This window comes from Legionella feeleii (genome assembly GCF_001467625.1).
Classification (GTDB): Bacteria; Pseudomonadota; Gammaproteobacteria; order Legionellales; family Legionellaceae; genus Tatlockia; species Tatlockia feeleii.
Window position 1 is genome coordinate 371503 of record NZ_LNYB01000080.1, and the last position, 13724, is coordinate 385226.

Sequence of the window (13724 nt, forward strand, 5' to 3'; positions counted from 1 at the left end):
ATAAAAATAACAGTTGCATCCTGGGAGCCTTTCTGTAGGATCTAGCCTGTTTGACTTAACAGGGAGTTACTATGCGTTTTTATTCACGGATGATTTTTCTGACAGTTGTCTTTATTTTCTCAGCCAAGCCGTTGTTTGCAGAAGCCAAGCCTATACTGGAGCAACTTCAGATACCCCAATGCCTGGCAGCCAAATTATCTGGAGAGTTCAGCGTACTCGCTCAAAATAGGAATTTTAAAGTTATTGAGCTTCATACAAAGGAATTGGATAAACTTGCTTTATTAGCTGATGAAGCACATTGTGGTCGTTTTGTGAATGTGAGTCACTATTTTGTTACCAGCAAATCGACTGACAAACAAAAAATTGCCCGGCAGTTATTAGCAAAACCACCAGTCTTTAAAACAGCGTTTATCTCTTCGCCGCCTTATAAAATAAATCAGGAAAGAAAAGTTAATGAAGCTTTGGCAAAAATTGATGCTGACAATATTATTCAAGTCGTATCCCATTTGAGTAACTATTACAATCGTTCTGCGACTGGGGATAGCGGCGTAGAAACAGCAAAATGGTTACAGAAACAATTTGATGGATCAGCTCATGCCTATGGTCGTAGTGATACGAAAAGCTATTTTGTAAAGACAGGAAATTACATTCAACCTTCCTTAGTTACTGTCATTGGCAAGGATATCCACGCGCCCGCGATAGTACTTGGTGCGCATATGGATACCTTGGACGGTTTTATGCCAGGTGCAGGCGATGATGGAAGTGGCTCCGCCTCACTGATGGAAGTGGCTCGAGTGCTATTGGCCTCATCGCTGACATTTAAGCGGCCAATCTATTTGATCTGGTATGCAGCGGAGGAGCGTGGTTTGGTTGGCTCCCAATATGTAGTGCGAGAGTTCTTGCGTAAAGAGATTCCGGTTCAAGCAGTCATTCAATTTGATATGACAGGGTTTCGCAATGAAGCCAATGATCCCACCATGTGGGTCTTTCGCGATTATACCGATAAGATGTTGAGTGATTACATTGCTGAACTTATCAAAACCTACATCAAGGTACCTGTCGCTTATTCCCGTTGTGGCTATGGTTGTAGTGATCATGCCTCCTGGATGTCTGCAGGTATTCCCGCTGCTTTTCCCTGTGAAACCAGTTTTGAACGGCATAACCCTTATATCCATTCTGCAGCGGATACGATAGATTTATTGAACACCGATCATATGGTTAATTTCACTAAACTGGGATTAGCCTTTGCAATAGAACTGGCTAGCGATTAGGGGTAGCATCTCGAGGCGAGGTGAAGATAACCTTGCCTTTTTATTGATTCTACAGCTCAAAAACCGATGAATCCATAATAACCGAGTCCACAGATGGCTACCAAAATCAAGGCTCTCAGGTAGACGCCAGAACGAGGATTTTTATACAGCGCTGCTAAATAGGAGAGTGGATGGCGGTAAATCAGTCTGCGAATTATTTTTTTACTGACTTTAACTGGTATGCCTGATACAGGCGATTCATGAATGCGGATACTTGGGCCTACTGCATTAGCCTCAATAATAACACCAGCAGTGGATTGGATGGGGCGGTTAATATCGGCACATTGTATATCAAATCCTACCAGCTCAAGAGACAGCGCTTTTGCTGCGGTAGCCATCAGGCGGCGGTTTTCTTTGCATATTTTGTTGCCTAGAGAGGTGTAGGTGCCTCCCCGCGTAGCATTACAGGTATAACCTAAGGTAAGCCATTCGCCGGCGAAAGGGATATAGTCTAAAGTAATCCCTAATTCATCTAATCTAATCAGACACTCCTCATCAACAGTAATTGGACCATATGCATCACTGATTTGCGTTCGTTCGATGTTTGTTAGCTCAATCAACTGCTGTACAGTATGAACACCATCACCGATAATATGCGAAGGATAGCGCTGGATAACAGCCAGAACACGTCCATTCAATACCAGGACACGATAAGAGTTTAGATTGCCATGAAATTCCTCAACAAGTAGGTAGTCATCAGACAGAAAACCCTTGGACATATAATTCTTTAACTGGGCAAGTGTTTTAATATTGCATAACACGCCTCTGCCTAATTTGCCTTCTTGAGGCTTTACCACGAGTGGATAAGAGAGAGGGGCTATTTTTTTTTCCATTTTTTCTTGCAAGTATTCACTGACATGCACAAAGTCGCTCTTAGGGACGGGCAGGCCAGCTCTCTCAAGCGTTTTATTCATACAATATTTGTTGCGGGCTACAAGCATGCTGCCACTGTCATTAATGGGGGTGGCACTACCATAAAAAAAATAATTCTTTTTACCTAGCTTTAAAGTAAATCCATCTATTTCAGGTGTTTCTTCAACAGGAAGAAGGAGTTCTAAGGCGGCTTCATAGTAATAACGTGCATTTTTGTTCATAATGATTCACAAGTCAGATAACCTATACTCCTTGGAAGGTATACTGAATTATTGTGTAAATTCAGCAAACTAGCAAGGTTAGCGTTGGTAAACAGATCCTGTTTCTTGTACAACGTTTAAACTAAAATTAAGCATTAATTTTTAATTGTTATCCATGTAGTCGTAAAATGCCGACAACCAAAGCATTAGCGAATCAACAAAGCAAGATATGCTTAAAGAGTTTCTTCAACAGTATGGGGCACTCTCTTGGCTGGTATGGTTTGATGTCCTGAGTTGCACTGCCCACCGATCAAGATATAAGTTCTTAACCCATTTTAACTAAAATTTTCTTTTACGAGTTAATTGATTTTTGATGAGGCTGATAAAATCTTCAGCATTCTCAAAAGCTATTTCAGGATCGATATAAAATAATGGCTGTTTTAAGTAATTTGGCTCATTTTCAATGATTACCGGTATTGCTCCCATGCCTTCCAAAGCTAAGACAGGCAAAGTATATAACTTGATCTTATTATTTTTAGTTCGCTTAAAGACTCCAGCGCCGTGCCAGGGTTGTACAGGATCGCCAAAAGCCGTTGTAGTGAGAATAGCCAGCTGACCTGGTTTGGCATGGATAGTCCAGCGGATATAATCAGGAAGACAAGTTGATATCGGATCTTCTTTCAAATCTCTATCACTACGAATTTCAGCAATGTAATTAATGGCTGCCATCCAGGCTTCTTCCAACATGGATTGTCGTAGATACTCCATGAGGCTTTCGTTGGAAAAGTCGTTAACTTGACTTACACAGGAAATCGATTGCTCTATTTTAGTTTTAACATCCGAAGTTAAAACGGTATAAGGTACAAAAATATGCTTGGATAATTTGCTATATAAATCGGAATAGCTTTCTCCATATAAATCAGCATAATGCGATAGACATTTATAATTAACAATATAGATAAGCGATTTAAATAAAGGAACAAATCTTCCTTCCAAGTTACTGGATTCAGGCTCTGGATCCATGTCTATTGCTTTGTGTATGGTGCGGTCCATATCATAGAAATCGAGCAGTGGTAACATTAATTGGAGATAAAGCTGGCGTACCTGCTCCCTTATGCTAGTTTTATTTGCATAGAGTTGTGTTGGAAGGGAGAGGGTAATGAGTTTTTGGTAATCCCTTATTTCAACATCTTCTGTTATTTGTAGAATTTCTAACCAATTATTTAGCTGCTCTTGGTAAATTGATAAATTATGTGAAGGTTCGTTTAAAAAATGGTTAAAACGACTTCCGTCTGTAACAATGGTAAAGCCCTTGATTTGTACTAACTCATTGGGGTAATACTCTTTACAAATCCATTTTATGGTTTTAACAACTTCAGCCAAAGCCAGCAAAAAATTAACTTCGGCAAAATCAGGCATGGTGCCTCTTGATTTTAATGGCGAGGAAGTCTTATAGGGTAAGGCTGGGATGACCATCCTTAGTGGTTTTTGTTTTTCTAGCAGGTCGTTTATTTTTTTTGCTAAATTAAGACGAGGGTAATTGGATTTGGAGCCTTTTAAAAATTGCCTGTCGACCATGATCTCAGCAATCATTTCTACCAGGCCTATCTCATTTTCATTCTTCAGGCCATATTCTTTATAATTTTTCTTTGCTCTTGCCTTTATAGCAGCGGCGCGTTCCTTAATAAATTGTTCTGAAGCGCCAAGAATGGCGGGAATTAACTGTTCCTGAATGGTTTTAAAATCCCAGACTATGGCTTTTTGTGAAAAAGTTTTAGCATTGTATAACTGGGAAGTCGATTCCTGATTAATTTTGTGCATAAAATGTGCACTAATAACGGCTTCACGTTCACGATCCAAGCCAGATTTATATAATCCCCTTTCACTCTGAGGAAGTACTTTTTTTTTCATAAAGTGGTTAAAAATTTCTAAGTCTAAGATGAGGGCCAAAGTCCTTAACCGCTTTGATTGTATTGCATCCCGCCAATTTCATGGCCATTTCCAATTCACTAATAAGCATGCTTAGCATAGTCAATACTCCTCGCTCTCCGTCAACCGCCAAAGCCCATAATACCGGGCGTCCTAGCATGACCGCATCTGCCCCCCATGCAATGGCTTTAAAAATATCAGTTCCCCGCTCTATCCCGCCATCTAATAGGATCATCGTTCGGCCGCCTACCGCTTTAGAGATATCAGGCAAGGCCAATAATGTTGCCTCTGTTGTATCTAATTGCCGCCCGCCATGATTAGACACAATAATTCCATCTACATTTAATTGACAGGCTTCCTTGGCATCTAAGGGATTAAGAATGCCTTTAAGAATCAGAGGTAATGGGGTAATTGTTTTGAGCCATTCAACGTCACGCCAGGTAATGGAGGGATCGAGCTGTGCTGCAGTAAAATCGTAAATCACTTCTGCGTTAACATTGCTTTTAAAATTTCCAGTGGTCAGTTGTTTGGGCAGCGAAAAGAGGTTTTTTATGTCCCTTTCCCGTTTCCCACTGAAAGGAACGCCAACAGTTAATACAATCGCTTTATAGCCTGCCTGTTCAGCACGACGAACCAACTCTTCTGTGATAGCTCTTTCTTTGAAAATATAAACTTGAAACCATAGTTGCTGATGCTTTGATTGTGCTGCGATTTCTTCCAGTGGCTTATTAGACATCGAACTCACAACCATTGGTATCCCGAGAGATTTGGCAGCTTTGGCAGTACTCAGTTCACCTGATGCGTCTACCAGCTGATGAAAAGCTGTCGGTGCGAGCAATAATGGGGTTGGAATTGGATAACCAATTAACTTGGCTGTAGAATCAATTGTTGCAACATCTCTTAAGCAAAAGGGGCGAATATCTACTTTGTCAAAAGCATTCCTGTTATTTTTTCTGGTAATTTCATCACAAGCACCGCCCTCAATAAAATCAAAAATTTCTTTGGAAATTTTCTGTTGAGCAAGATACCGATAATCAGAGATTTTCACTGCAGTCATGTTGGTATAATCCCCAAAGCGTGAGGGTTCTTTTATGGGTTAGTTGTCGAGCGGATGATAGCATGGCTTAGAAATTCATCCATATTAGAAGATAAGTATAGAATAAATTAAACCGGTAAAGGAATAAATTAGAGTTAATAAGATAAAGAGCAACGCGTTTTTTATATAGATAGTGGTATGTCTGTTCTTATAAAGAATCTTAAAATAGGCAAAAGGATGTCTATAGATCAGGCTGTGTATTATTTTTTTTGAACCATAACGGAGACACTCTCCAAAGTTTATGGGGGTTCTTGCTCTACTGGAAGATTAAGTTGTATGGCGCTTTGATAATAACACTTTGCATTTTTGTTCATAATACAATAAGTTCTGCTTGCTGTTTATTTATCGGGTTTTCTGGCAATTGTGAAAAGGCCTTCACGGCCATCCAACTGCAAATCATTGGGAAGATCAGCCGCGTAAACTTTCTGCGGAGAATATTAAATAAATTGTTGTGCGCAGTTATCAATATAAATGGAAGTCACACCCTTACTATTGAGCGGTTGACGTAAATTAATTCCCCTGGATTCACTATTAGTGATGAGCGGACTCTTTTTTTCAGTACTGTTTCTAATTATTTTACAACAATAATAACTAATCAAATCAAGGTATTTCTCTGGGAACTGGATGCGGTTGCATCCAGTCCAAAATGGTTAATGAGTATCTTGCTGATGACGCTTCGTGTTGGGGAGAGGAGGGCAGTGGTATTCAGCGGTAATTTGTCCTTGTGTATCGACAGCCTGCATAATGACCGGAAATTTCCACAGCGAATGGAGATGTCTTAATACCTCATTGGTGTTGTCCCCGAGAGGAGTACGATTTTGCTGTTTGTACTGTAAAGTCAACGAGCGATTTCCTTCCATATCAACAGAGTAGACTTGAATGTCTGGCTCCAGATAGCTCAGATTATATTGGCGAGAAAGGGCTTCACGGATCATTTGGTAACCTTGTTCATTATGAATGGCGCCGACCATTAAATCAGGATGTCTGTCATCATCGACAATATGGAATAATTTCATTTCGCGTATTAGACGCGGTGATAAATATTGAGCGATAAAACTTTCATCTTTAAAATTACGCATAGCGCTATCAAGACTACCTAGCCAATCGGTATTGGCTAGGTAAGGAAACCACTCTTTATCTTCAGCAGTAGGATTTTCACAGATACGTTTAATATCTTGCATCATATGATAACCGAGGGTGTATGGATTAATGCCACTGAAATAAGGGCTATTGAAAGCTGGTTGCATAATAACATTGGTGTGATTTTGCAGAATTTCCAGCATGAATTCATCGGTTACTAAACCTTCGTCATAGAGTGCATGTAAAAGCGTGTAATGCCAAAAACAAGCCCAACCCTCATTCATAACCTTGGTTTGCCCTTGAGGGTAAAAATATTGCGCAATTTTTCTGACAATACGAACAATTTCACGCTGCCAGGATTCCAGTAACGGCGCATTTTTTTCAATGAAATAGAGAATGTTTTCTTGCGGTTCTTCCGGAAAGCGTTTTTTGCGGCCATTGGCATCAACCTGTTTGCTTTGTGGAATAGTGCGCCATAATTCGTTGACCTGGGATTGCATATACATTTCGCGATTTTGTTGGCGAATTTTTTCTTCTTGAATCGATAAAACGGCTGGGTGTTTGTAGCGGTCGACACCATAGTTCATTAAGGCGTGGCAGGCATCAAGAATGGCTTCTACTTCGTCAATGCCGTGACGTTCTTCGCATTCGCTAATATAGTTTCTGGCAAAGACTAAGTAATCAATGATGGCATCTGCAGAGGTCCACATTTTAAACAGATAATTATTTTTAAAAAAGGAGTTATGTCCATAGCAGGCATGAGCTATCACAAGCGCTTGCATTGCCATGGTATTTTCTTCCATCAAATAAGAGATACAAGGATTGGAGTTAATAACCAGTTCATACGCTAAACCCATTTGTCCTCGTTTATAACTCTTTTCTACACCAACAAAGTGTTTGCCAAAAGACCAGTGGTGATAACCAATGGGCATGCCCACTGACGCGTAAGCATCCATCATTTGCTCGGCCGTGATGATTTCAATTTGATTGGGATAGGTATCTAATTTGAATTCTTTGGCCAGGCGCGCAATTTCTTTATCATAGGCTTGAATCAATTCAAAGGTCCATTCAGCGCCGGTGGATAAAGGCTTCTTTCTCATGCGGTTTTCCTTTTGAATAATTCGCGAAATACAGGATAAATATCAGCGATATTATCGATATTTTCCATGGCAAAATTAGGGTATTGATTACGTACTTGCTGATAAACCTCCCACAGGCTTTGATGATGGCGAGGCATAATTTCAATGTAAGCGAAATATTGCAGCAAGGGCATGATTTTTTCTTGTAGTAATTCCTGGCAATAGGGCGAATCAGCGTTCCAATTATCGCCGTCAGACGCTTGCGCAACGTAAATATTCCAGGAAGCAGCTGGATAACGTGAGTCAATAATGGCACTCAATAATTCCAGGGCACTGGAGACGACGGTACCCCCTGTTTCTCGTGAATAGAAAAACTCTTCTTCATTCACTTCTTTGGCAGAGGTATGATGACGAATAAAAACCAGTTCAATTTTCTCGTAATTTTTAGTTAAAAATAGATACAACAAAATGAAAAAACGTTTAGCGATATCTTTTTTGGCTTCATCCATAGAGCCTGAAACGTCCATTACACAGAACATAACGGCTTGTGTTGATGGGGCAGGAATTCTGACTCGATTATTATAGCGTAAATCAATTGTATCAATGAAAGGGACAGCACCGATTTTCTTTTTTAAAAACTCAATGTCGCTTTGCAAACGCAGCAACTCTAATTTATCTGGATTAGGGGATGCTTCCAGACGGGCTAATTCTTCTTCTGCAAGGCGCAGATCACGTTTGTAGGGCGATGCTAAAGCCACCCGCCGCCCGGTCGCCTGGCGCATAGAGCGGACGACATTAATATTAGAAGGAATACCGCTGCTAGTTACCCCGGCACGTACGGTTTTGTAGGTAGTCATGCGCGCCAATTCTTTTTTTACAAGATCAGGGAGTTCTAAATCTTCAAAATATAATTCCAGGAACTCCTCTCGTGATAATTGAAAAACAAATTCGTCTTCACCCTCACCACTGTTAGAGGCTTGGCTGCCACTGCCGCCATCGCTGTTGCTACTGGGGCGTTTAATCCGGTCCCCTGTCATGAATTCATCATTCCCCGGTAAGATCCTTTCTACTCGTCCACCTTGTCCACGGTGAAAGCGTGGTTCGGAAATATCACGGGCAGGGATACTGATTTGTTCGCCTTGATCAATTTCGGTAATACTGCGTTTACCCACCGCATCGGATACGGCACGTTTAATTTGGTTTTTGTAGCGCCGAAGAAAGCGTTGGCGATTAACCGTACTTTTCTTGCCGGCGTTCTGTCGTCGGTCAATCAATTGCGACATAACTACATCCTTATCAGCTGTTGTCTTGTAAGCCCATATTAAATTGGCGTTACAAGACAAACTTAGATTTTGTTATTGCGATTTACGCACTCGCAAATACCATTCACAGAGCAATCTGACTTGTTTGCGGGTGTAACCTTTATCTACCATGCGTGCAATAAATTCCTCATGTTTTTTCTTATCATCTTCAGAGGCTTTAGCATTGAAGGAAATCACCGGCAATAGATCTTCTGTATTGGTAAACATCTTTTTCTCAATAACTGATTTCAATTTTTCATAACTATTCCATACGGGATTTTTGCCATGGTTATTAGCGCGTGCCCGTAAAACGAAATTGACAACCTCATTACGAAAATCTTTCGGATTGGAAATACCAGCTGGTTTTTCTATTTTTTCCAACTCAGAATTAAGTGAGCCGCGATCAAAAATTTCGCCAGTATCCGGATCACGATAGTCTTGATCCTGGATCCAGAAATCAGCATAAGTAATGTAGCGGTCGAAAATATTTTGTCCATACTCAGAATAGGACTCGAGATAAGCAGTTTGGATTTCCTTGCCAATGAATTCGACATACTTGGCAGTCAGATGCTCCTTCATGAAGGTTAAATATTTTTCATGTAACTCTTGAGGGAATTGTTCCTGTTCAATTTGCCGCTCAAGTACATAGAGTAAATGGACAGGATTGGCGGCAACTTCAGAATGATCAAAGTTGAATACTTTTGACAGGATCTTAAAGGCGAAACGGGTGGAAATTCCACTCATACCTTCATCAACACCGGCAAAATCACGATATTCCTGGTAAGATTTTGCCTTAGGGTCGGTATCTTTTAAACTTTCGCCATTGTACACACGCATTTTGGAATAGATACTCGAATTTTGTGGTTCCTTTAGCCGAGTCAAAACTGAAAATTGCGCTAGCATATCAAGTGTTCCTGGGGCACAGGGCGCCTCTTTTAGCGAACTGTTATCCAGCAATTTTTGGTAAATCCTTATTTCTTCAGAAACGCGCAGGCAATAAGGCACTTTAACGATATTGATCCGGTCGATAAACGCTTCGTTATTTTTATTGTTACGGAATGATTGCCATTCTGATTCATTCGAGTGCGCTAGAATAATGCCTTCAAAAGGAATCGCAGATAACCCTTCAGTGGCATTGTAATTTCCTTCTTGAGTAGCGGTCAGTAAAGGATGCAATACCTTAATCGGGGCTTTAAACATCTCGACAAATTCTAACAGGCCGCGGTTGGCTCTACACAGGCCACCAGAATAACTATAAGCATCCGGATCATCCTGGGAAAATTCTTCCAGTTTGCGAATATCTACCTTGCCTACCAGCGAGGAAATATCCTGGTTGTTTTCATCTCCGGGTTCAGTTTTGGCGATGGCAATTTGTTTCAGGCGCGAGGGTTTAACTTTTATTACACGAAATTGGCTGATGTCGCCATTGAACTCCTGCAAACGCTTCACTGCCCAGGGCGACATGATATAACGTAGATGGCGTGATGGAATACCATAGCGCTCATAGAGTAATTCCGCATCTTCTTCCGGGTTAAACAGAGATAGTGGCGAATCAAAAACGGGAGAGCCTTTGATGGCATAAAAAGGAATTTTCTGCATCAAATCTTTCAATTTTTCTGCCAGTGATGATTTTCCACCGCCAACCGGACCTAATAGATAGAGGATCTGTTTCGTTTCTTCCAGGCCTTGTGCGGCATGTTTTAAGAAACCAACGATTTGTTCAATGGGCTCTTCCATGCCAAAAAATTCTTTAAAAACAGGGTATTGGTGAATAATTTTATTGGAAAACAAGCGAGATAATATTGGATCGTGGCGGGTGTCGACTATCTCTGGTTCACCAATAGCCAATAATAGTCGTTCAGCTGGATTGGCATAAGCGGCAGGGTCTGTACGACACAGTTCCAGGTACTCATCCAGACTTAGCTCCTCTTCTTTGTTGTCCACAAAGCGTCTTGTGTAACCTGCTAAAAACTCTTGTGTGCTCATAAAGTCATCCCCTTTTACTGAATCCCTTTGTGGGAAAAAACGCTCTTTCTTACTTTATAATTTTGCATTTCGCTCATAAACTCTTAGACTTGTAAAAGCGAGATACTGTCTCCCTAGCTTTAGTATAGAGTCTTTTTATATAAAAATATTAAAAAATTACACATAATCAAACTATTATTTTTTTTGTTTGTTACCCTTTCCATACCGGAGCAAAGTTCATGCCAGACACGACTATTTATCTGAAAGATTATCAAGCCCCTGCCTTCACGGTAGATACAGTTGCTCTTGAATTTGATTTGCATGATGATCATGCGTTGATCACCAATCAAATGCAACTAAAACGGCAAGGTGAAGGGGCTTTGCATTTGTACGGTGATGAACTTGAGTTGATCAGCTTGCATCTGAATGGGGAAATTCTTGGCAACGCTGCTTACCGTTTGCAAGATGGCGATTTGTTAATTGAGCAATGTCCGGCAGAATTCACCTTAAAAGTGGTGACTCGAATTCGCCCACAGGATAATAGCAAGTTGTCAGGTCTTTATCGCTCAAATCAACTGTTTTGTACTCAATGTGAAGCGGAGGGATTTCGCCGCATCACCTTTTTTCCTGATCGACCGGATGTGTTGGCGGCCTATACCACTCGTATTTGTGCCGATAAAACCAAATACCCGGTTTTACTTTCTAATGGCAATTTGATTGATGCCGGTGATTCAGAAAATGGCCGGCATTGGGTTGTTTGGCAGGATCCTTTCAAGAAGCCCTCTTACTTATTTGCTTTGGTTGCCGGTAATTTGGCGTGTGTCAAAGATGAGTTTGTGACTAGTTCAGGGAAAAAAATTGATTTACGCATTTATGTAGAACCAGGGAATGAAGATAAATGTGGACATGCCATGCATTCTTTAAAGAAAGCAATGCGTTGGGATGAGGAGGTATATGGTCGAGAATATGATCTCGCTATTTTCATGATCGTTGCTGTCAGTGATTTCAATATGGGGGCAATGGAAAATAAAGGATTGAATATTTTTAATTCTAAATACATTCTTGCTCGGCCTGATACAGCAACTGATCAGGATTTTGCCGATATTGAAGGTGTAGTGGGACATGAATATTTTCATAATTGGACTGGTAACCGCGTTACCTGTCGGGACTGGTTTCAGTTAAGTTTGAAAGAAGGATTGACGGTTTTTCGTGATCAGGAGTTTTCACGTGATATGAACTCCCGTGACGTTAATCGCATTATGGATGTTAAAATGCTACGCAATACCCAGTTCCCTGAGGATGCTGGTTCGATGGCTCATCCGGTTCGCCCGGAATCTTATCAAGAAATTAATAATTTCTATACCGCAACGATTTATAATAAAGGCGCTGAAGTAATCCGCATGCAACATACCTTGCTAGGTAAAGAAGGGTTTCGCCGCGGAATGGACTTATACTTCCAACGCCATGATGGGCAAGCAGTCACAATAGATGATTTCGTTGCTGCCATGGAAGATGCCAATGGTGTTGATTTTAGCCAATTTAAACGCTGGTATAGCCAGGCTGGAACACCGGAAGTGCAATTAAAGAGTGATTATAGTCACGGTCGCCTGAGTTTGACGCTTAGCCAATCGTGCCTTCCAACACCGGAGTGCCAGGATAAAAAGCCTTTTCATATTCCTTTGCGGATAGCACTCTTCGATCTTAATGGTCAACGTATCCCTTTAAAGGAAGACGTTTTGGAATTACGTGAAACACAGCAAATATTTCATTTTGACGGTTTGCCCTGTAAACCGATTATTTCCTTATTGCGCGACTTTTCAGCGCCGGTGAAATTACAACGCGAAATAAGCCAGGAAGAGCTGCTTGCTTTACTGCGTTTTGAAACCGATGGTTATGCAAAATGGGATGCCGCTCAGTGTTTAGCACTGAAATGTATCCATGGCTATCTCAACACCCCGGAAAAATCATGGGAAATTCCAGTGCCGCTTATTGCGGCTTATCGCCACGTATTGGTTGATGAATCATTGGATTTAGCGTTGCGTGCTGAAATTTTAATGCCGCCAAGTTTTGAAGAGGTTATTGCTGATTTAACCTTGGTTAATGTTGATGCTGTAGAGAAAGCACGCGATTTCTTCCGCGCTGAATTGGGCAGAAATCTTTTACAACAAGCATCTGAAATCTATGAGAGCTTATGGCAACAAGAGAAACATGCTATGGATGCTCGTGCTTTTGGACAAAGAAAACTACGGAATCTTTGTTTGTGGTTAATGATGAAAGCTGACGAGAAAAACACCCTGGAGCGCTGTCATCAGCAATTTGTTACAGCACACACCATGACTGATCAGATTGCTAGTTTTGCCTTATTAAATAACTGTATGCAGGGTACTGTTCGTGAACAAGCCATTGATAGTTTTTACCGTCAATGGTCTCAAGATGAGCTTGTCCTTGATAAATGGTTTGCCCTGCAGGCCAGTAGTGAACTGCCCGATACGTTGGCACGAGTAAAAACTTTGCTGCAACACCCTGCTTTCCACATCAAGAATCCGAACAAGGTGCGGGCAGTGTTAGGCGCATTCTGCCAGGCTAATCCGCGTCATTTTCATGCAATTAGTGGTAGTGGTTATGCTTTTTTGGGTGAAATGCTTGCTAAATTGGATAAGATAAATCCACAGATTACCGCACGGTTGGCAACGCCTTTTACCCGCTGGCGTCGTTTTGATCAAAAAAGACAAGCCTTGATTAAGCAACAATTGACAGAGTTGGCTAAGCTGGATTTATCACGTGATCTTCGAGAAGTTGTTATGAAAAGTTTGGCTTAACGAAAGCTAGCCTATTGTTAGGCTTAGTGTTTCGTCAATTCCATGACGAAACACTAGGAATTCTTCCATAAA

Annotated in this window: 8 protein-coding genes; 2 read left to right on the forward strand and 6 right to left on the reverse strand. The window is 41.0% G+C overall.

Annotated features, from left to right (window positions below; translation table 11 throughout):
• The first annotated feature begins 71 nt into the window (after nucleotides 1-71).
• The gene (gene lapA, locus Lfee_RS09355; protein ID WP_058446096.1) at nucleotides 72-1271 is read left to right on the forward strand and encodes an aminopeptidase LapA; all 1200 of its coding nucleotides are present in this window, start codon (nucleotides 72-74) and stop codon (nucleotides 1269-1271) included.
• Nucleotides 1272-1327: 56 nt separating this feature from the next.
• Here lapA and Lfee_RS09360 read toward each other — a convergent pair whose 3' ends face one another.
• The 6 genes from Lfee_RS09360 to Lfee_RS09385 all read right to left on the reverse strand — a co-directional run bounded on the left by Lfee_RS09360 (nucleotide 1328) and on the right by Lfee_RS09385 (nucleotide 10854).
• Nucleotides 1328-2404, reverse strand: coding sequence for a UDP-N-acetylmuramyl peptide synthase (locus tag Lfee_RS09360; protein ID WP_058446097.1), 1077 nt, complete (start codon nucleotides 2402-2404; stop codon nucleotides 1328-1330).
• A 318-nt stretch (nucleotides 2405-2722) separates the two neighbouring features.
• On the reverse strand, nucleotides 2723-4294 hold the full coding sequence (locus tag Lfee_RS09365) for an L-tyrosine/L-tryptophan isonitrile synthase family protein (RefSeq protein ID WP_058446320.1): 1572 nt from the start codon (nucleotides 4292-4294) through the stop codon (nucleotides 2723-2725).
• 7 nt (nucleotides 4295-4301) lie between these two features.
• The gene (locus Lfee_RS09370) at nucleotides 4302-5369 is read right to left on the reverse strand and encodes an alpha-hydroxy acid oxidase (protein WP_058446099.1); all 1068 of its coding nucleotides are present in this window, start codon (nucleotides 5367-5369) and stop codon (nucleotides 4302-4304) included.
• 689 nt (nucleotides 5370-6058) lie between these two features.
• Nucleotides 6059-7588 (reverse strand): SpoVR family protein, encoded by a 1530-nt coding sequence (locus Lfee_RS09375; protein ID WP_058446101.1) that lies wholly within the window; start codon nucleotides 7586-7588, stop codon nucleotides 6059-6061.
• The gene (locus Lfee_RS09380; protein WP_058446103.1) at nucleotides 7585-8850 is read right to left on the reverse strand and encodes a YeaH/YhbH family protein; all 1266 of its coding nucleotides are present in this window, start codon (nucleotides 8848-8850) and stop codon (nucleotides 7585-7587) included. Before Lfee_RS09380 ends, Lfee_RS09375 begins: the two co-directional genes overlap by 4 nt.
• 72 nt (nucleotides 8851-8922) lie before the next feature.
• Nucleotides 8923-10854 (reverse strand): PrkA family serine protein kinase, encoded by a 1932-nt coding sequence (locus tag Lfee_RS09385; protein WP_058446105.1) that lies wholly within the window; start codon nucleotides 10852-10854, stop codon nucleotides 8923-8925.
• A gap of 218 nt (nucleotides 10855-11072) precedes the next feature.
• On the opposite strand from Lfee_RS09385, the gene pepN reads away from it, so the two are divergent.
• Nucleotides 11073-13652, forward strand: coding sequence for an aminopeptidase N (gene pepN, locus Lfee_RS09390; RefSeq protein WP_058446107.1), 2580 nt, complete (start codon nucleotides 11073-11075; stop codon nucleotides 13650-13652).
• Nucleotides 13653-13724 lie beyond the last annotated feature (72 nt).